Consider the following 18,468-nt stretch of genomic DNA (forward strand, 5'->3'; position numbering starts at 1 on the left):
CGCGCCGATCCACCTTCTCCCACAAGGGGAGAAGGGCAGCTCTCTCACCCCTTGCACCATGCCCCCCGAGGCATACCTATAAGAGAAGCCGCCAAGGCATTTTGCATCGCAGGACAAAAGCATGACCATCAATCCCAATCCGCGCTCCGTCGTCGCCGTGCGGGCCACCGTGCCGGAGGATGCCTTCACGGCCGGCGCGCTGGGCACGCTCAGGGAAGGCAGCGGCGTCGTCATTCGCGACGACGGGCTGGTGCTGACCATCGGCTATCTCATCACCGAGGCCGAGGAGGTCTGGCTGACTTCGCATGACGGCCGCGTCATCCCCGCGCACGCGCTGGCCTACGACCAGGAATCAGGCTTCGGCCTGGTCCAGGCGCTCGCGCCGGCCGGCCTGCCGGCGGTGGCGCTGGGCGATGCCGGCAAGGCCCGGATCGGCGACGCGGTCGTGCTTGCCGACGGCATCGGCCGGGCGGTGGAGGCCAGGATCGTCACCAAGCAGGAATTCGCCGGCTATTGGGAGTATCTGCTCGACGAGGCGATCTTCATCGCGCCCGCGCATCCGTCCTGGGGTGGCGCGCCGCTGTTCGGCGCCGATGGCGCGTTGCTCGGCATCGGTTCGCTGCGCCTCCAGATGAGCCGTGCCGGCGAGGTCGCAGATATAAATATGATCGTGCCGATCGACCTGTTGCCGCCCATCCTCGACGACCTGCTGACGCGCGGCCAGGTGGCGAAGCCGCCGCGTCCGTGGCTCGGCGCGCTGTCGGCCGAAAGCGACGGCAAGGTGGTGGTGATGAGCGTGACCGAAGGCGGCCCGGCCGCCAAGGCCGGCCTCCGCGAAGGCGATGTCATTTCCGAGGTCCGCGACGGCGCGGTCGACGGGCTCGCCGATTTCTATCGCAAGCTGTGGGACAGCGGCTCGGCCGGTGCGGAGATCCCGATGCGTGTGGTGCGCGACGGACGCGAGACCTGGCTGCGCGTCAAGTCCGCCGACCGCGGCAGTTTTTTGAAGAAGCCGCAGTTGCAATAGGCCGGGCGGCGGGCAAGACTGACGCCGGCAGCGCCGCCACCGGCATAGTTACCTTGCCATTCGAGGCGGGAGGGATATGCCCAGGCGGGCATTCCGGCACTCCTAGAGCGGTTCAGCGATAGAATCGTTGACCCGCTCTAACTCTTTGTTTTTACGCAGTCTCGGACGGAAAACCGCTACGCACTTTTCCTGGAATTGCTCTAGTCCCGCAGTGCACTCGCAAACACCACCAGGTTCCCGTCGGGATCGCGCATGCGCATGATCCAGAAATCGTCGGCCTTCTCGATCGGGCCGGGTTCGAGGCCCGCATCCACCAGCCTCTGTCTTTCGGGCGCCAGCGGAAGCACGCCGAGCGTCAGCGTCGAGGTACCGGCCTTGTCCTTGTCTTCGAAGAGTTGCACCTCGGCGCTTTCGGTGAATTGCCATTCGGCCAGCCCCGGCATCGGCCGGCGCAGCGGCGCCTTGCCGAAGAGCTTTTCATACCAGCCGATGCTGGCCTTCAGGTCGGAGCAACTGACATGGGCAAAAATGGTTTGTATTGCCATGGCGATCTCCCTGGGCGGTGGCACTCTTGCCGCAACGCGACGGCGGTTGGTGCGTTCCGTTGCTTCGCGGAAGCGTGTCCCGCTGCTGACGAAAGCTGACAGTGAATCATGCAATAATGCCGGAAATCGTATGATGCCGGAGGCAAGATGACAGTGACGCCAACACCGAACAGGCAGGCCGCCTGATGGCCCCGGTCAAGGTCGATCCCGCCAGGGTCCGAGAATTTCCCGACGCGGCCAGTTTTTACACCTGGCTCAGCGAGCACCACGCCACGGAAACCGAAGTGTGGATCAAGGTGCACAAGGTCGGTTCGGGGCTGAAGTCGATAACGCCCAAGGAGGCCATCGACGTCGTGCTGTGCTTCGGCTGGATCGACGCGGTGCGCAAGGGGCTCGACGAGAACAGCTTCCTGCAGCGCTACACGCCTCGCGGCAGGAAGAGCATCTGGAGCAAGATCAACATCGACAATGTCGCGCGGCTGGTCGAGGAGGGCCGCATGACCGAGCATGGGCTCAAGCAGGTCGAGGCGGCCAAGGCCGACGGACGCTGGGCGCGCGCCTATGGCAGCGGCAAGGAGATGAAGATCCCCGACGATCTGCAGGCGGCGATCGATGCCGAACCCGAGGCAAGGGCGATGTTCGAAAAACTCAGCGCTCAGAACCGCTTCTCGCTCGCCTTCCGCACCCACAACATGAAGACCGAGGCCGGCCGCAGGAAGAAGATCGAGACTTTTGTCGCGATGCTGAAGCGCGGCGAGACGATCCATCCACAGGGCAAGAAGTAGAGCCCTCAGGCTCCGGAATGTGGGTCGATGCGATAGGGATGGACCGGGTAGCCTGGACCGATGGCTTCGCGCACGCGGCCGGTCCAGGCGAGCAATGCCGGGTAGTCCGGAAGAGAGAATCCGCAATCCCCGGCGCGGTGGCTGTAGGCATGGACGGCGATGTCGGCGATGGTGAGATCGTTTCCGGTGAGGAAGCGCGTCTCGCCAAGGCCGCGGTTCAGGGCGGCGAGTGTTCGTGCTCCGGCTTCGCGCTTGCCGGCCACCATGGCCTGATTGCGCTCAAGTCGTCCGGTCAGGGTCCAGAAGCGCAGCGAGCCGATGACGGGCTCGACATTGTATTGTTCGAAGAACAGCCACTGCATGACCTTGGCCCGCCGGTAGCGATCGGCCGGCAGCAGGGGCGTGCCTTCGGCGAGGTAGGTGAGGATCGCATTGGATTCGGCGATGGCGCTGCCGTCTTCGAGCTGAAGCACCGGGACCGCGCCCGCCGGGTTGAGCGCCAGGAACGCGTCGGTATGGCTCTCGCCCTCGAAGATCGAGACGATGCGCGTGTGGTAAGGGATCTTCAGCAGCCCAAGCAGGGCCCGGACTTTCCAGCCATTTTGCGACGGCAGATAATCGTGAAGCGTGAGCATGGCCGATCCTCGTGATGGATCGATGCTCGCATGGTGCGCTGCATGCCGACACCCGATTCATGCGTTCGGTCAGTCCACAGGGGCTATGTGCCGCTGCTCGGATATATCGGCACTTGAACACGGAACGCAACGTCGCGAAAAAAACGGGCCATTCACTGTTCCTCGAGGTGATGGCTGCTGTCACTGGTCGAGGTCGACCGGTGTCACGCCCAGAAGCTTCAAGGCGTTGGCGTAGGTCCGGATGCCTTGTGCCTGCTTGCGCTCGGCACAGAACCGGTTCGCTCTGTCCTGGAGTGCCGTTGCCTGGGCGATCTGGCTCGCATTGGCACCGGGTGCGGCTTTGGTCCGGATGGCCCCGTTAAGTTGAAGACCGAGCCGGCTGCAATATTCGCTCCGGGTAACCGCCGCTTCCGCGCCCGACTGTGCGACCGCAAGCATGGCGAGAGAAATGCCGGCTACGGCACCGATCCATCCCGTCGAACGTCGTTGCATTGTCAGGCCATCCCTTTGCGTCGGCGCGGCGGCCGCTGTCCGGTCGCCGCGGGGCTGCTTATGCCTGCCGATCTTTTCCTTAGTTTTTCCGAGGTGTTGAATCTTGTTTCTGGAGTGTTTCCGGGAGGGGTTTCCTTCTCCCCTTGTGGGAGAAGGTGGATCGGCGCGCAGCGCCGAGACGGCTGAGGGGTGTTGGACGGAGTGCCGTCGGCGCCAAGCTGGAGCACCCCTCATCCGACCTCGCTGCGCGAGGCCACCTTGTCCCACAGGGGAGAAGGAAGAGTGTCGCGCTATCTGCGGCGCTTCTGCCTCTTCCCCCCGCACTGTCATTCGCGTAAGGGCGCGGGCAAATCCTCCAATCCGCTTGAGCTTCCCGGACCTCCCATGATCAGACTTGAAAGCATCGGCAAGCAGAACGGCCGACAGATCGTCTTCATTGAGGCGTCGGCCGCCTTGCAGAAAGGCGAGAAGATCGGCCTTGTCGGGCCCAATGGCGCCGGCAAGACGACGCTGTTTCGCATGATCACCGGCCAGGAGCAGCCCGACGAGGGCCAGGTGCAGGTCGATCGTGGCGTCACCATCGGCTATTTCAGCCAGGATGTCGGCGACATGGCGGGCCACAGCGCAGTCACCGAGGTGATGAACGGCGCCGGGCCGGTGAGTGAGGTGGCGGCCGAGATGGCGGAACTCGAGGCCGCCATGGCCGATCCCGACCAGGCCGACCGGATGGACGAGATCATCGAGAAATACGGCGAGGCGCAGCACCGTTTTGAGGAACTCGACGGCTATGCGCTCGACGGCCGGGCGCGCGAGGTGCTGGACGGCCTCGGCTTCAGCCAGGAGATGATGGACGGCGATGTCGGCAAGCTGTCGGGCGGCTGGAAGATGCGCGTGGCACTGGCCCGCATCCTGTTGATGCGGCCCGACGTCATGCTGCTCGACGAGCCTTCCAACCATCTGGATCTCGAAAGCCTGATCTGGCTGGAGCAGTTCCTCAAGGGCTATGACGGCGCGCTCTTGATGACCTCGCATGACCGCGAGTTCATGAACCGCATCGTCAACAAGATCGTCGAGATCGATGCCGGTTCGCTCACCGCTTATTCGGGCAACTATGAATTCTACCAGCAGCAGCGGGCGATCGCCGACAAGCAGCAGCAGGCGCAGTTCGAGCGCCAGCAGGCGATGCTGGCCAAGGAGATCGCCTTCATCGAGCGCTTCAAGGCGCGCGCCTCGCACGCCGCGCAGGTGCAGAGCCGGGTGAAGAAGCTCGACAAGATCGACCGCGTCGAGCCGCCCAAGCGCCGCCAGGTGGTGAATTTCGAGTTCCAGCCGGCGCCGCGCTGCGGCGAGGATGTCGTGACCTTGAAGAACGTCCACAAGGCCTATGGCAGCCGCACCATCTATGAGGGGCTGGACTTCCAGGTGCGCCGCCGCGAGCGCTGGTGCATCATGGGCGTCAACGGCGCCGGCAAGTCGACGCTCTTGAAGCTGGTGGCCGGCGCATCCGACCCCGACACCGGCACGGTGGCGCGGGGGCCGAGCGTGAAAATGGGCTATTTCGCCCAGCACGCCATGGAACTGCTCGAAGGCGAACGCACGGTGTTCCAGACGCTGGAGGACAATTTCCCGCAGGCCGGCCAGGCGCCGCTCAGGGCGCTCGCCGGCTGCTTCGGCTTTTCCGGCGACGAGATCGAGAAGAAATGCCGGGTGCTGTCGGGCGGCGAGAAGGCGCGGCTGGTGATGGCGCTGATGCTGTTCGACCCGCCCAACCTGCTGGTGCTCGACGAGCCGACCAACCATCTGGACATCACCACCAAGCAGATGCTGATCGAGGCGCTGTCACAATATGAAGGCACCATGCTGTTCGTCTCGCACGACCGGCACTTTTTGGCCGCGCTCTCCAACCGTGTGCTGGAGCTGACCCCGGAAGGTATCCACCCCTATGGCGGCGGTTATACGGAGTATGTGGAGAGGACAGGACAGGAAGCGCCGGGACTGCGGAGCTAGGAGGGGGCGGCGACGACTAACCCTGCGCAAGCCAACGCAGTTTGTTTCATGCCTTCGCAGCAGTAGACGCGATCATTACCAGCCGTACCATCGCGGATAGGACGTAATCCGGAAGAAGAGGCGGCCATGTTGCAGGACAAGAAGGCTCTCCAGATACTTCTCGATGCATATTGGTCGTCAGACGGTTGGAAGCGAGGCGACACGATCGGCCCTGCGGATTTCGAGTATGCTCGGCAGGCTGGCTACATGTTCGACCCTGTCGAGATGAGCCATGACGATATCGTCGGACGACTGCTCGCTGTTCGCAATCGCATCGGCATAAAGCAGGTCGCGGACGCCTTCCTGGCCAGCCTCAGCACACGCCGGCTTGAGTTGCGCTCAGCGCTGGGCAGCTTCTCGTTCTCCGCGCACTTCCCGGACCATCCGCTTGTGGAGGGAAGCCGTGGTCCAATGCCGAGCGGCCCGCTGCGATGCCGTCTCTGTGGGCTTTACAGTCATCCCATAGGAGAACAACAAGACCTCAATGTCTTGAGTTTCGAGAGATGGAAATGGGGCGGCGTCCGTCATTTGAACCCGCTGTACGGCTGGTTCGACCTCGCGCAATTCGAGAAAGCCAATCCGCCCGATCCGACGCAGGAGGACTATTCGATCCTCGCCCGGATTGTGGAAATCGCGTCTGGCTTGCCACCGAAAGCGAACCCTAATGAGCTGGAAAAGCGTATTGGCAAGGTGATCAGGTCAAACGGTTCGGAGCGCCGCGTCCTCATCGAAATCCTTGGTCTCTGTGGTGTTCTCAAACCGGCGGACCGCTGCGGTTTCCTGGATGCGTTTACGTCGGACGAGCATAGAGATCGGCCGCCAGATCACACCAATGACTGGGGCTATCCGGTCATCTGGTGGCAAGGTGTAGATGGCGTCAACAAAGATGCCGTCAACCGCCTTTTCCCGGAAATTGGAGCGGTCTAGATGCTGAAGCACTTGTGCCGGCTGTCGGGACGGAACCATATTGTTCGCAGCCCTCATCGGAGCGGTCTGGTTGTCGGAACGAGAGTCCGGGTACTCTCAACGGTCGGGTAGGGCTTCGGGATGAGCATTGCGGTGAGACTTGCAATGTCGGTGGCATTGGCCGCGGCAGTGGCCGGATGCGCGACCTCTCCGGTCGACTACGGAGCGTCGCTTTCGCCGCGGGACCAGAAATGGGCGTCGCCGGAATGCCAGCGGGCCCGGGCGGCGGCGGCTGATTACGAAGTTCGCGAAAAGCAGCACCCGGGTTGGCAATTCGCGGCGCTTGGCCCGTATGGGCTGGGGCTCATAGCAGCCGTCAAGGAGCACGAGCAGAAGCAGCGGAAGCTGTTCGCCCGCAACGTGCATCTGCAATGTTCAAGCCTTCCCCTGCCGAAGGAGTTGCAGGGCGATTTGAGCCCCGCCGGCGCAGATCGGGCGAAATATCCTTAATTATGCTCGCCGTCGGGAGGAAGCTGAGGTGCCCCGCCTTCATCCACCGTTCGATGCGTTGGTGAAAACCGCCAGCTGGGCGGCGAAGGCGCGCTTGAAGGCGGGCCGCGCTTCGCCGCGCGCGACATAGGCGGCGAGGTTTGGGTATTCCTCCAGCAAGCCCGACCGGTTCAACCGGCGCAGCACCATTATCATCAGAAGGTCGCCGGCGCTGAAGGCACCGTCGAGCCACTCGGCATCGCCGAGCCGGTCGGAGAGCTCGCCGAGGCGACCGCGGATCCGGTTCTCGACCATGGGCAGGCGCTGCTCGTGCCAGCTCTCCTTGCCTTCGACGAGCACGGCGACTTCCCGTTCGACGATCGCCGGCTCCATCGTGCTGACGGTGGCAAACATCCACATGACCGCGCGCGCTCGGGCATTCGCGTCATTGGGCAGCAGGCCCGCATGGCGCTCGGCGATATGGAACACGATCGCGCCGGAGTCGAACAGAACGAGATCGCCTTGCTCATAGGTCGGAATCTGTCCGAAAGGCTGCAGCGCACGGTGCGCGGGCTCCTTCATCGCGCGGAACGACACGAGGCGAACGTCGTAGGGCTGGCCCACTTCCTCCAGCGCCCACCGAACGCGCATGTCGCGTGCCTGTCCGCTGCCGCGGTCGGGGGATCGTGCAAAGGCGGTGATGGTGGGGGTCATTGGAAAGGCTCCGGATGGGGTGATCGGTCGGGTGTCGGTCGTTGCGCTTGGCACCCATAGGACGAGCGAGCGGTGTCGTTCCCGACAAGTTGTCCCGGGTTTGCGCCGTTCGGTCTCGCGGGCCGAACCCGCTGACTCCCCCCAGGTTAGCGGAGCAGTCCTTCCGCCTCGAACGTGTCCCAGCCTTCGAGCTTTGGCGCTGGAGCATCGTCCTTTGCCGAATTTCTGGTCTTGCGAGCCTTGTCCGTCCGCTTGCCTGCACGAGTGAGCGCCGCCTTGCCGGCCCCGCGCCGTCTGTTTTCGGACACTTCCCGCGCATCGTCCTCCCGCCAGGCGGTCGCCAGGTCACGATCGAGAATGTCCTCGATATACCGTGGGTCGAAGACATGGAAGGTTACCTTCCTGGATCGGCCGCGCATCTTCACGGTGCGCGTGCCGATGCTCTTCAGGCGGCCATCCTTCAGCCATTTGTGACGCTCGCGCGAAGAGATGGCGAGAATGTCCTCCGCCTCTCGCGGAAGCACGGCCAGGGTTTCGATTCCCTCCAGCGTGCTGGAGATGGCCGCCGAAGCGGTCTGGAACGCATCCGCGTCGGCTTGCGGCATGCGCAACACGATGCGGCCCGTCTCGGCCCTGGCGAATTTCCTCACCGTCCACGGCAGGCTGGCGCGGATTTCGCGTTCGATGCCCTTCAGGCGCAAGGAGGAGCCAAGCGTCGCCGACGGCGGCAGCGGCCATTCGGCGACCGTTGACGGGGTGGCGGTGCTCATGCCGCGCTTCGCTGGGCGGTCAGGGGCGGCGATCGTCGCAACGATGCCGCTCAGGATATCGCGAAAGGAACCGCGCTGTCTTTTCGCCGGGTTCATGTCTCATCTTCGCTCTTCAGGTGCCTCCGTGGGACGGCGGTTCGCACAGCAGACAACCGAAACCGGGCTCAAACAGTTCCTTTAGCACGGGGAATCGCTGGAAGGCTCGATTTCATCGGCGAAGGTCGCCGTGCCAAGCCAAGGTGTTACGTTGATCCGCAACGGGTAGGACGGGCGCGCGAAAGGACAGGCAAAGACGAATTGCCGTCGTTGATTTTTTCAACGGTCGCCCGCAATAGTGCCCGGTCATCATTTGGAACACCGATCTCCAGCCGCTCGCACCTGACAGCCTCGACCGCCCTACGAAATCCGCCGCCCGCTTTCGTCCAGAAGCACGCAGCCTTCGGGATCGAAGCCGAGGTCGATCGCCTCGCCTTCGCGAAGCACGCGGCCACTGATCGGCACGTTGGCGCGGATGCTGGTCCTGCCGCCGATATCGACCTCGTAGATGGCGCTGCCGCCGAGGTAGGAGGCGGAGACGACGCGGCCGGACAGCCGGTTGGCGCTCGCCGCCGCGCCGACCGACAGTTTCTGCGGCCGCACCACCACCGTGACATTGCCGCCTTGGGCAAGCGGCCTTGGGCAGGCCACGTTGATCGTCTGGCCGGTGGCAAGCACCACCGTCGCTGTGCCCTGGCCGGACACGCTCACCGTCCCGGCGAGCATGTTGGCCTTGCCGAGGAAATCGGCGACGAAGGCGGTGGCGGGCCGCTCATAGACTTCTTCCGGCGTGCCGATCTGCTCGGACGAGCCCGCGTTCATCACCACGATGCGATCCGACATCGAAAGCGCTTCTTCCTGGTCGTGGGTGACGAAGATGGCGGTGATGCCGGTTTCCTTCTGGATCTTCTTGATCTCGACGCGCATCTCCTCGCGCATGTTGGCGTCGAGCGCCGACAGCGGCTCGTCGAGCAAAAGCACCTGCGGCTCGAAGACGATGGCGCGGGCGAGCGCGATGCGCTGCTGCTGGCCGCCCGACAGTTGCGACGGCAGTTTCTTCTCGCTGCCCGGCAGCCGCACCATCTCGAGCGCCTTGCCGACCCTGCGCTTGATTTCGGGCTTCGGCACGTTGCGGTACTTCAGGCCGAAGGCGACATTGTCGAATACGGTCTTGTGCGGGAACAGCGCGTAGCTCTGGAAGACCAGGCCGATGTTGCGCTTGTAGATCGGCACGTCGTCGACACGCCGCCCGCCGATCATGATCTGGCCGCCCGAAATGTCGACCAGGCCGGCGATGGAGCGCAGGATCGTCGTCTTGCCGCAGCCCGAGGGCCCGAGCAGGGTGACGAAGCTGCCCTTGCGGATCGACAGCGAGAAATCGCGCACGGCGACGAACTTGCCATAGGCGATGTCGATGTTGCGGAATTCGACCGCCGGGCTGTTCGCCTCGGCGCCGACCGGGGCGGGTCTCGCCGCGCCGGCTTTGGCCACCCCGGCCGCTTCCGGCCGGGGTGCTTCGGTCAGGTTCTGGCTGTCAGGCACCTTTGGAGATCCTGTTCCACTGCTTGGTCCAGGCGTCCTCGTTGGTCGCCCAGTAGACCGGATCGGCGAAGGTCAGCGTCTTCATCGTCCCCGTCTTGTCGAAGGCCGGCAGTTTCTCGATCTTCTCGGTCAGCTTGACCTTTGTCGGGTCGAGCGACGGCGGATAGCTCTGGCCTTCCGCCACTGCGATCGAGGTCGCCGGGTCGAGCATGAAGTTGATCAGCTCCTCGCACTCGGCCATCGGCGAGCCCTTCAGGATCAGCATGTCCTCCATCCAGGCATAGGAACCGGCCGGATCGAGATAGCCGATCGGATGGCCCTGGTCCTGGAGTGCCGCGACGCGGCCCGACCAGGCGTCGGTCACCACGATCTCGCCCTTGGAAAGCAGGTCCATCAGTTCCGCGCCGGAACTCCAGAACTTCTTGGCGAGGTCGCGCGTCTCGCGCACCTTGGCCCAGATCGCGTCCATGTCCTTGATGTTGTTGGGGTTCTGTCCGGTGGCGAGTGCCGCGTACCAGACCCGCGTCGTCATGTCGTCATAGCCGCCGACCTTGCCGGCGTACTTCTTGTCGAGCAGAAGCGCCGCGCCCTTTTGCTTGGCCTCTTCCGGCGAGATCACCTTGGTGTTGTAGGCGATGCCTGTCGTGCCGTAGTCGTAAGGCACCGCCGACAGCTTCGGCGTCAGCTTGCGGAACGGCTCGATCATCGGCTGCAGCACATTCACCATGTTGGGAATGTTGGCCTCGTTGATCTCCGAGGTCAGGCCGCCGTTGACGTATTTGATGTAGTAGTTGACGCCGGAGGAATGGATGACCTGGTAGTCGCCGGGCTTGGCGGTCTTGATCTTGGTGATGATCTCGTCCTCGTCGCCGAACGTACCCTGGACCACCTTGATCTTGGTCTTGGCCGTGTAGGGCTGGAAGGCATATTTGTCGATCGCGTCCTGCACCGTGCCGCCCCAGCCGTCGAAACGGACCTGTTCGACGGCCGCGAGCGCCTGCCGCATCCATGGCATGTCGAGGCCCGCCGCGGCCGCCGCGGCGGCCGTCAGCGTCAGGAAGGTACGGCGGCTGACACCGCCGTTCATGTATCGGTCTTGCAGCCGTTCCAGCCGCTTGCTGTTGGTGAGTTTCATTTCATCTCCTCCTTTGGTTCGCCACGTCTTTTCAATCTTGTCAGGCTCTGCAGGATCAGACCGCCGAGCAGCGGGATGCCGACGGTCACCAGGATCATCACGGTGCCGAGCGCGTTGATCTCCGGGCTGATCGAGATCTTGAGCATCGACAGGATCTGGGTGGGCATGGTCTCGACGCCCGCCGGCCGCCAGAACAGGCTGGCCGACGTGTTGTCGAAGGAGATGGTGAAGGCGAGCAGCGCGCCGCCGACAACGGCCGGGATGAGCAGCGGCAGCGTGATTTCGCGGAAGGACGAAAGTCGTGAGGCGCCGAGCGAGAGTGCGGCCTCCTCATAGACGCGCCTTATGCCGACCATGCGCGCCTGGGTAATCAGCACCACATAGGGCACGGCAAGCAGGATATGGCCGAGCACCAGCAGAAGCATGGTCCTTGGCTGATCGATCGCCTTGATCAGCACCAGCAGGCCGACGCCGAGAATGGTTTCCGGCACCAGCGCCGGCAGGATCACCAGCGTGCTCAGCGCCTGCTTGCCGGCGAATTCGAAGCGCACCAGCGCGAACGCGGTGACGACGCCTATCGCGGTGGTGACGGCGGCGGTGACCAGCGCGATCCACAGCGAGGTGCGGAAGGCGGCCAGCACGGCCTCATTGGTCATCAGCTTGGCGTACCATTGCAGGGAAAACCCGGTCATTGGGAAGCCGCCGAACATCGAGGCGTTGAACGACAGGACCACCGTCGCCACGATCGGCGCGAACATGAAGATGTAGACGCAGACCGTCACGAAGCCGGTCAGCCGCCAGGCCCATCTGCCTTCCTGCTTGCGCCGTGTCCCTCTCATCCCCCAAGCCCTTTGACGATCTGCGACATGCCCATGTAGCGCGTGTAGACGGCGGCGAAGAAGCCGAGCACGACGAACAGCACGATCGAAAGCGTGGCGCCCATCGGCCAGTTCAATTCGCCCATGATGGTGTCGTAGATCAGATTGCCGAACAGCGCGTCGCGGCCGGAGCCGAGCAGCTGCGGTGTCACATAGCTGCCGGCGGCCAGCACGAAGCAGAGCAGCAGGCCCGCCGCCAGGCCGGGCAGCGACAGCGGAAGGGTGACCTCGCGGAACGCTTGCGCGCTGGTGCAGCCCATCGAGCGGGCCGCCGAAATCAGCGTGCGGTCTATGCCCTCGAGGCTGACATAGACGTTGAGGATCATGTAGGGCAGCAGGAAGTGCAGCATGCCCAGGATGACCGCGCCCTCATTGTAGAGCATCGGCAGCGGCTCGTTGATGATGCCCAGTTTCAGCAGCGCGACGTTGATGACGCCCTGTTCGCCCAGGATGTTGATCCAGGAAAAGGTGCGGATGGTGAAACTGATCCAGAACGGAACGATGAGCAGAAGCAAAAGCAGCCATTTGTGCTTGAAGGTCGTCGCCCAGATGAAATAGGCGGGAAAATAGCCGAGCACCCCGCAGAGCAGCGCGGTGATCGCGCCGACCCGTAGCGTCTTCAGAAGGAAGCCCGAATAATAGCTGTCGGTCAGGAATTCGTGCCAGTTGGCGGTCGTCAACGCGCTGGTTTCCACGCCGGCGGTGACGAAGGTGAAGAAGGTGTAGGCCGCCATCACGGCGATCGGCAGCACCAGGAAGAAGATCAGCAGCAGGAGCACCGGCGCCACCAGCATCCACGCCAGGCGTGGATCATACAATGTCCATCGTCGTTTCATGAGCACCCGGACGTCCGCGCTTCTTTGAAGCGCCTGTTTTGTTCCCGGGCCAAGATTGGGTGATTGGCGGCCCAATGTCTACAGCGGCCGATTGAGCCAGTGGATATCCGGGTGTTGCCGGGTGTATGCCTTAGCCCTGTCGGCGGCAGATCGCCTCCTAGGCCGGCAGGCCGGCCACGCGCAGGGCGTCGGTGACGTCGTCGATTATGCCAGGCGCAAGCCCGACGGCGGCGGCCCAGCGGCCGATGGTGAAATGCGGGTCGAGCGCCAGGAGTCGCGCGGCCGACGCTCTTGCCTCCTCGATCCGCCCGAGCCTCGCCAGCGGCGCCGCCAGCCAGCCGTGCAGGATGCTGAAACCGGGGTTGAGCTCGACCGCCCTGCGGCCTGCCGCGACGGCCTGTTCGTGCCGGCCGCACAGAAAATTGCCGAAGCCGATAATGCCTTGCGGCACGCAGCTCATGGCGTCGAGCGGGGAGAGCCGCATCGCCTGCTCGCACCAGTCGATGGCGCGGGCCGCCTCGCCGCCATAGGCCACCGGCACGCAGCCGAAGGCATAGACGAAGGCGCAGGAGGCGCTGAGCGACAGGGCCTGCGCGAACGCCTCGTCGGCCAGCCTGCGGTCGTGCTCGACCAGGCCGATGGTGAAGCCGGCCAGGGCCAGTGCCATGGCGTCGCCCGAGCCGTGTTCGATCGCGGCGTGGGCGTGGCGGGACGCCTTCTCGCGGTGCTGTGCCAGCATGCCGCCGCGGATGAAAAGGGTTTGGTGCGCCCAGGCGGCAAAGCCATGGGCAAGCGCGTAATTGGGCTCGATGGCCAGCGCCTGGTCGAGCAGCGGCAGGCCCTTGGCCGCGCCCTGCGGCATGAAGGTGTAGACATCGGGCAGGGCGCGCAGCAAGAGATCGTAGGCGTCGAGACTGTCGGGGCGCTGGCGCTGGACGCGCTCGATCTCGGCCCGGCGCAGATTGGGTTCTATGGCCGCGACCACGCTGACGGTGATCTCGTCCTGCAGCGCGAACACGTCGGTCAACTCGCGGTCGTAGCGTTCGGCCCACAGATGGCTGCCATCCTCGGCGTCGATCAACTGGCCGGTGATGCGCACGCGGCTGCCGACCTTGCGCACCGAGCCTTCCAGCACATAGCGCACGCCGAGCTCGCGCCCGACCTGCTTCACGTCGACGGCGCGGCCCTTGTAGGTGAAGCTCGAATTCCGCGCGATGACGAACAGCCAGCGGATGCGCGACAGGCCGGTGACGATGTCCTCGACCATGCCGTCGGCAAAATAGTCCTGATCCGCGTCGCCGCTCATGTTCACGAAAGGCAGAACGGCGATGGAGGGGCGGGCGGGAATGCCGAGGCCGGGCTTCGGTGTCCCCACCGGCGCCGCCGCCTCGGCGCCGGCTTCCTCACGCACGGTGCCGACGAAACGAAAGCCCCGGCGCAGGATGGTGCGGACGAGGCGCTGCTGCTCGCCATTGTCCTGAAGGGCGCCGCGGGCGGCATTGACGCGGCTGGCAAGCGTGGCGTCCGAGACGATGCGCCCCTGCCAGACCGCATCGACCAGATCGTCCTTGCTGACCACCCGCTCGCGGTTGCGGATCAGATATTGCAAGAGGTCGAACACCTGCGGCTCGACCGGGACCAGCTCGTTGCCCCTACGCAGTTCGCGCCGGTCGCCGTCCAGAGCGAAATCCTCGAAAAGATACGGCAAATTGCTGGCTCCAAATGGGGCGGAAACGCTGACCTGGACACTGTAGACGTGTCGTGGCCGCAAAATCAAAGCCATCTCAAGACAAAATCAAGAGGTCCTGAAGGTCACCTCAAAGCGCGCGTACCGGCCCCGGCGCATAGTCCTCCTGCACCAACGCAAACAACGATTTTGAAAAGGAGAACTCAAATGTCCAACACCGCAGCAAATTCCGTCGTCCTCGTTCATGGCGGCTTCGTCGATGGCTCCGGCTGGGAAGGGGTCTATCATCAGCTCAAGAAAGACGGCTACGACGTCACCATCGTCCAGAACCCGACCACCTCGCTCGCCGACGACGTCGCTTTCACCAAGCGCGCCATCGCCGCCGCTCCCGGCAACGTCATCCTGGTCGGCCACTCCTATGGCGGCGTCGTGGTGTCGGAAGCCGGCACCGATCCCAAGGTTTCAGCCGTCGTCTACATCGCTGCCTTCGCGGCGGATGCCGGCGAGTCGGTCGCGACCCTGATCGCCAACCCACCTCCCGGCGCCGCCGTGCCGCCGATCCTGCCGCCCGTCGACGGCTTCCTGATGCTCGACAAGGCCAAGTTCGCCGCCTCGTTCGCCGCCGACGTCCGTCCCTCGCTCGCCTCCTTCATGGCGGACTCGCAAGTGCCGTGGGCCGTGGCCGCACTCGAAGGCAAGGTCACCACGCCGGCCTGGAGGGTGAAGCCGAGCTGGTATCTCGTCGCCACCGACGACCATATGATCCCGCCGCCAGCACAGCGCCAGATGGCAAATCGGGCTGGCGCGACAACGGTGGAAGTGCCCGGCAGCCACGCGGTCTACGTCTCCGATCCCGCATCTGTCGCCAAGCTCATCGAGCAGGCCGCCGCCGGCGTCGGCAAGAATTGAGCCGCTTCCCATTTGATGAATGCCCAGGCGGTTGACGGCGCCTGGGCATTTGCCGTTTTGACCTGGAGGAGACCTTCGGCTTATCTTGACGAAATAAAAACAGGTATCTGTATTTGGCTGTGCAGTTGGGTGCCTAATAAATTGGGTCGATAAATCACGATTTTTGCAGGCAGGCTGATCGGTGACTAAGCGCTTAGACGACGATTTCGATGAACATATGTGGACTTATCGCGAATATTTGAGGGGTCTAAACCGGCCCTTGGCGGAGGAATACGTGCGCCAGCAAAGACAGAATGTGTCCACGGCCGTCAATGAGTTAGCCAAGGCTGTTCCAGTCGCTCAGGCTATTGCGCAGCTTCACGAAGCAATTCGCCGCTCACCCGCGAGTAATTTTTGGCCGGTAATCCGCGAAACCAAAGGTGTGCTTTTCGTTCGATCGACTGACTCCGACCAAGAGTTCCCTTGGCCGTGGAGGCGGACAAAAAGTGGCAATATGAGCTACAAACTGCCCGGTTATCTGCTGTTCTCACCTTGGTCACCAAATTTCCATCGCATGCTTCTGAGTTGCATGGTTGGACTTCAGCAAGTGATGGCTGACATCAACGACCCGGAAAGCAAGAGCGATTTTTCGGTCACTCACCTCCCTTATGGAATTTGGTCTGCAATGCTGCGGCCAAAGCACCTCATTCCCGAGATCCAATTGTTTCAAAGGTTTGCCATGCCGGATAGCATAGCGGCCTTGGATAGGTGGTCCAATGAACCGCAGGGCGGTTCGAATATTGCGCTACGGATTTCACAAGGAGCGCTCGTCTACAACGACAGGTCAGATCGTTGCGAAATCAAAATTCCTGAGGCGTTGACCAAACCTCTCTTCGTCCCATCAACGCCTGATCGACCGTTGGAATTGCACTTGGTCCGAGTCGGAGGGCGGTCCTACTACCCTTAAAGCCCTGATGGCGCCACCCCATCGTGGGCATCCCAACTGCATGTCCTTCGGCTCGGGGCTAAGGAAGCCGGGAACGAAGCGCGGCCTCAGCCCTTCGAGATGCCGCGCTCGATCAGCCGGGCGAGGCGCTCCGAAAACGCCCTGGCGTCCGCCGGCTTGTCGCCATCGAGCACGCGCGCCTCGTCGTAGAGAAGATGGGCCGCATCGTCCTTGAAGGCCTGCTCGTCGTCGCCGAGGCTGGCCAGCGCCAGCACGCGTTCATGCCGCGGATTGATTTCGAGGATCGGCCTGGCGGCCTTGTCGAGGCGGCCGGCGGCGTTCATCAGCCGTTCGAACTGCCGGTCGGGACCGTGCTCGGGGGCCACGAGGCAGACGGCGCTTTCGGTCAGGCGGTCCGAGGCTTTGACGTCGGAGACGGCGTCGCCGAGCGCCGTCTTGACGAAAGCCAGGAAGCCATCGACCTCAGGCGTCGCCGCCGTCTCCGGCTTCCTGGCCTCGTCGAGCAAGGGAATGTCGGAGAGCTCGGCCACGCCCTGCGTCACCGACTTGAACGGCTTGCCGTCGAATTCCGGCGCCATCGTCACCCAGAAGCTGTCGACCGGGTCGGTGAGCAGCAGCACCTCGATGCCGCGCGCCTTGAAGCCCTCGAGCTGGGGCGAGGCTTCGAGCCGGGCGCGATCGTCGCCGGCCATGAAGAAGATCGCCTTCTGGCCTTCCTTCATCGCCGCGACATAGTCGGCAAGGCCGCGCCAGCCGTCGCCCGATGCGGTCGAGCGGAAGCGGGCAAGCTTCAGCAATTGCTCGCGCCGCTCGTAGTCCTCGTAGAGCCCTTCCTTGAGGACGACGCCGAAATTGTCCCAGACCCTGGCGAAGGCCTCGGCCTCGTTTTCCGCCAGCTTGGCGAGGTCGCCGAGGACGCGGTTGGTCAGGCCCTTGCGGATCGAGGCGAGCAGCGGGCTTTCCTGGATCATCTCGCGCGAGACGTTGAGCGGCAGGTCGGCGGAATCGACCAGCCCGCGCACGAAGCGCAGGTAACGTGGCAACAGATCGGCGTCATCGGTGATGAAGACGCGGCGCACATAAAGCTTCATGCGGCCCTTGCGGTCCTGGTCGAAGAGATCGAACGGGCGCGAGCCGGGCACGAAAGCGAGCACCGAATATTCCTGCCGGCCTTCGGCGCGGAAATGGATGGTGGCGGCGGGCTCGTCATACTGGCCGGCGACGCCGCGGTAGAAGTCGGTGTATTCCTCGGGCTTGATCTCGCCTTTCGGTCTAACCCAGAGCGCGGTGCCGTCGGCGATGTCGCGCGCCTCGGCGCCGGGTTTTCGATCAGCGTGATCGGCACCGGCACATGGCCCGACTGCGACTTGGCCAGTTGCTCGAGCCGGTAGGACCCGGTGTAGGACACGGCATCGTCCATCAGATGCAGCACGACGCGGGTGCCGCGCTTGGGGGCTGCTTCAAGCGGGGCCGGGGCGATCTCGTAGGACCCCTTGCCGTCGGACGACCAGCGCCAGGCTTCCTCGCTTCCTGCCAGCCGGCTGATGACGTCGACCCGGTCGGCCACCATGAAGGCGGAGTAGAAGCCGACGCCGAACTGGCCGATGAGCTGCGTGTCCTCGGTGCCGGAGCCGACGCGCTCGATGAAGGCGCGCGTGCCCGAGCGGGCGATGGTGCCCAGCGCCTCGGCCATGTCGTCACGGCTCATGCCGATGCCGTTGTCCTCGACGGTGATCCGCTTGTTGTCCGCATCGGCCGAGATCGATATGCGCGGCTTGGGATCGTCGGCCAGCAATTCGGGATGGCTGACGGCCTCGAAGCGCAGCTTCTCGCAGGCGTCGGCGGCGTTGGAAATCAACTCGCGCAGGAAGACGTCCTTATCGGAATAGACCGAGTGCACCATCATGTGCAGCAGCCGCGAGACATCCGCCTCGAACGCCCTGGTTTCCGTCGCTTTGGTATCCGTCGTCATTTCAAGATTCCCACATAGTCGTTCTGCCCGCCGCGCCATGCACGTTCCGGGACCATCCTTCAACCATTTTCAATTGCGCCGGCAACCGCGTTCAACAGCGGCCTGCGCGACCGACAAT

The 18,468-nt window shown here is 63.8% G+C and carries 17 protein-coding genes and 1 pseudogene; 7 read left to right on the plus strand and 11 right to left on the minus strand.

The features are described 5' to 3' along the window. The first annotated feature begins 121 nt into the window (after window positions 1-121). Window positions 122-1,027 carry a S1C family serine protease gene (locus FJ958_RS08025; protein ID WP_140741352.1) on the plus strand — a complete coding sequence of 302 codons (906 nt, stop codon included), beginning with the start codon at window positions 122-124 and terminating at the stop codon, window positions 1,025-1,027. Between the two features lie 200 nt (window positions 1,028-1,227). Here the strand turns inward: FJ958_RS08025 and FJ958_RS08030 are convergent, their stop codons facing one another. Next, window positions 1,228-1,572: a VOC family protein gene (locus tag FJ958_RS08030; RefSeq protein ID WP_140694694.1), complete on the minus strand. Its 345-nt coding sequence runs from the start codon at window positions 1,570-1,572 to the stop codon at window positions 1,228-1,230. 185 nt (window positions 1,573-1,757) lie between these two features. Here FJ958_RS08030 and FJ958_RS08035 point away from each other — a divergent pair, with 185 nt between their 5' ends. Continuing rightward, on the plus strand, window positions 1,758-2,357 hold the full coding sequence (locus tag FJ958_RS08035) for a YdeI family protein (protein ID WP_140741354.1): 600 nt from the start codon (window positions 1,758-1,760) through the stop codon (window positions 2,355-2,357). A gap of 5 nt (window positions 2,358-2,362) precedes the next feature. Here the strand turns inward: FJ958_RS08035 and FJ958_RS08040 are convergent, their stop codons facing one another. Continuing rightward, complete coding sequence (locus FJ958_RS08040) at window positions 2,363-2,992, minus strand: glutathione S-transferase family protein (protein WP_140741356.1); 630 nt, start codon at window positions 2,990-2,992, stop codon at window positions 2,363-2,365. Window positions 2,993-3,172: 180 nt separating this feature from the next. Then, window positions 3,173-3,484, minus strand: a complete 312-nt coding sequence (locus FJ958_RS08045; RefSeq protein WP_181176327.1) for a hypothetical protein — start codon at window positions 3,482-3,484, stop codon at window positions 3,173-3,175. Window positions 3,485-3,868: 384 nt separating this feature from the next. On the opposite strand from FJ958_RS08045, the gene FJ958_RS08050 reads away from it, so the two are divergent. The 3 genes from FJ958_RS08050 (at window position 3,869) to FJ958_RS08060 (ending at window position 6,946) form a co-directional block, all read left to right on the plus strand. Next, the gene (locus tag FJ958_RS08050) at window positions 3,869-5,491 is read left to right on the plus strand and encodes an ABC-F family ATP-binding cassette domain-containing protein (RefSeq protein ID WP_140741357.1); all 1,623 of its coding nucleotides are present in this window, start codon (window positions 3,869-3,871) and stop codon (window positions 5,489-5,491) included. A gap of 126 nt (window positions 5,492-5,617) precedes the next feature. Further along, complete coding sequence (locus tag FJ958_RS08055; protein WP_140741359.1) at window positions 5,618-6,457, plus strand: hypothetical protein; 840 nt, start codon at window positions 5,618-5,620, stop codon at window positions 6,455-6,457. Between the two features lie 120 nt (window positions 6,458-6,577). Then, complete coding sequence (locus tag FJ958_RS08060) at window positions 6,578-6,946, plus strand: hypothetical protein (RefSeq protein WP_181176328.1); 369 nt, start codon at window positions 6,578-6,580, stop codon at window positions 6,944-6,946. A 39-nt stretch (window positions 6,947-6,985) separates the two neighbouring features. Here FJ958_RS08060 and FJ958_RS08065 read toward each other — a convergent pair whose 3' ends face one another. The 7 genes from FJ958_RS08065 to FJ958_RS08095 all read right to left on the minus strand — a co-directional run bounded on the left by FJ958_RS08065 (window position 6,986) and on the right by FJ958_RS08095 (window position 14,544). Next, window positions 6,986-7,639: a glutathione S-transferase family protein gene (locus FJ958_RS08065; protein WP_140741360.1), complete on the minus strand. Its 654-nt coding sequence runs from the start codon at window positions 7,637-7,639 to the stop codon at window positions 6,986-6,988. A gap of 146 nt (window positions 7,640-7,785) precedes the next feature. After that, a complete protein-coding gene (locus FJ958_RS08070) occupies window positions 7,786-8,505 on the minus strand; it encodes a hypothetical protein (RefSeq protein WP_140741362.1) in 720 nt (239 codons plus the stop codon). A gap of 300 nt (window positions 8,506-8,805) precedes the next feature. Beyond that, complete coding sequence (locus tag FJ958_RS08075; protein ID WP_140741364.1) at window positions 8,806-9,987, minus strand: ABC transporter ATP-binding protein; 1,182 nt, start codon at window positions 9,985-9,987, stop codon at window positions 8,806-8,808. Next, window positions 9,980-11,122 carry an ABC transporter substrate-binding protein gene (locus tag FJ958_RS08080; RefSeq protein ID WP_140741366.1) on the minus strand — a complete coding sequence of 381 codons (1,143 nt, stop codon included), beginning with the start codon at window positions 11,120-11,122 and terminating at the stop codon, window positions 9,980-9,982. The genes FJ958_RS08075 and FJ958_RS08080 overlap by 8 nt, the downstream gene beginning before the upstream one ends. Then, a complete protein-coding gene (locus FJ958_RS08085) occupies window positions 11,119-11,961 on the minus strand; it encodes an ABC transporter permease (RefSeq protein WP_140741368.1) in 843 nt (280 codons plus the stop codon). Before FJ958_RS08085 ends, FJ958_RS08080 begins: the two co-directional genes overlap by 4 nt. Next, a complete protein-coding gene (locus FJ958_RS08090; protein ID WP_140741370.1) occupies window positions 11,958-12,836 on the minus strand; it encodes an ABC transporter permease in 879 nt (292 codons plus the stop codon). Before FJ958_RS08090 ends, FJ958_RS08085 begins: the two co-directional genes overlap by 4 nt. 157 nt (window positions 12,837-12,993) lie before the next feature. Beyond that, on the minus strand, window positions 12,994-14,544 hold the full coding sequence (locus tag FJ958_RS08095) for a winged helix-turn-helix domain-containing tetratricopeptide repeat protein (protein ID WP_140741372.1): 1,551 nt from the start codon (window positions 14,542-14,544) through the stop codon (window positions 12,994-12,996). Between the two features lie 186 nt (window positions 14,545-14,730). Between FJ958_RS08095 and FJ958_RS08100 the strand changes: the two genes are divergently transcribed. After that, window positions 14,731-15,432 carry an alpha/beta hydrolase gene (locus FJ958_RS08100; RefSeq protein ID WP_140741374.1) on the plus strand — a complete coding sequence of 234 codons (702 nt, stop codon included), beginning with the start codon at window positions 14,731-14,733 and terminating at the stop codon, window positions 15,430-15,432. Between the two features lie 274 nt (window positions 15,433-15,706). After that, window positions 15,707-16,378 carry a hypothetical protein gene (locus FJ958_RS08105; protein WP_140741375.1) on the plus strand — a complete coding sequence of 224 codons (672 nt, stop codon included), beginning with the start codon at window positions 15,707-15,709 and terminating at the stop codon, window positions 16,376-16,378. An 86-nt stretch (window positions 16,379-16,464) separates the two neighbouring features. On the opposite strand, the pseudogene htpG reads toward FJ958_RS08105, so the two are convergent. Beyond that, window positions 16,465-18,350: pseudogene (gene htpG, locus FJ958_RS08110) on the minus strand (molecular chaperone HtpG). Window positions 18,351-18,468 lie beyond the last annotated feature (118 nt).

The sequence above is a fragment of the Mesorhizobium sp. B2-3-5 genome (assembly GCF_006442395.1).
Lineage (GTDB): Bacteria > Pseudomonadota > Alphaproteobacteria > Rhizobiales > Rhizobiaceae > Mesorhizobium.

Bases quoted from the DNA above. Each gene is read 5' to 3' on its own strand.
- FJ958_RS08025 (WP_140741352.1), top strand. From the start codon at position 122: ATGACCATCAATCCCAATCCGCGCTCCGTCGTCGCCGTGCGGGCCACC.
- FJ958_RS08030 (WP_140694694.1), bottom strand. From the start codon at position 1,572: ATGGCAATACAAACCATTTTTGCCCATGTCAGTTGCTCCGACCTGAAG.
- FJ958_RS08035 (WP_140741354.1), top strand. From the start codon at position 1,758: ATGGCCCCGGTCAAGGTCGATCCCGCCAGGGTCCGAGAATTTCCCGAC.
- FJ958_RS08040 (WP_140741356.1), bottom strand. From the start codon at position 2,992: ATGCTCACGCTTCACGATTATCTGCCGTCGCAAAATGGCTGGAAAGTC.
- FJ958_RS08045 (WP_181176327.1), bottom strand. From the start codon at position 3,484: ATGCAACGACGTTCGACGGGATGGATCGGTGCCGTAGCCGGCATTTCT.
- FJ958_RS08050 (WP_140741357.1), top strand. From the start codon at position 3,869: ATGATCAGACTTGAAAGCATCGGCAAGCAGAACGGCCGACAGATCGTC.
- FJ958_RS08055 (WP_140741359.1), top strand. From the start codon at position 5,618: ATGTTGCAGGACAAGAAGGCTCTCCAGATACTTCTCGATGCATATTGG.
- FJ958_RS08060 (WP_181176328.1), top strand. From the start codon at position 6,578: ATGAGCATTGCGGTGAGACTTGCAATGTCGGTGGCATTGGCCGCGGCA.
- FJ958_RS08065 (WP_140741360.1), bottom strand. From the start codon at position 7,639: ATGACCCCCACCATCACCGCCTTTGCACGATCCCCCGACCGCGGCAGC.
- FJ958_RS08070 (WP_140741362.1), bottom strand. From the start codon at position 8,505: ATGAACCCGGCGAAAAGACAGCGCGGTTCCTTTCGCGATATCCTGAGC.
- FJ958_RS08080 (WP_140741366.1), bottom strand. From the start codon at position 11,122: ATGAAACTCACCAACAGCAAGCGGCTGGAACGGCTGCAAGACCGATAC.
- FJ958_RS08085 (WP_140741368.1), bottom strand. From the start codon at position 11,961: ATGAGAGGGACACGGCGCAAGCAGGAAGGCAGATGGGCCTGGCGGCTG.
- FJ958_RS08090 (WP_140741370.1), bottom strand. From the start codon at position 12,836: ATGAAACGACGATGGACATTGTATGATCCACGCCTGGCGTGGATGCTG.
- FJ958_RS08100 (WP_140741374.1), top strand. From the start codon at position 14,731: ATGTCCAACACCGCAGCAAATTCCGTCGTCCTCGTTCATGGCGGCTTC.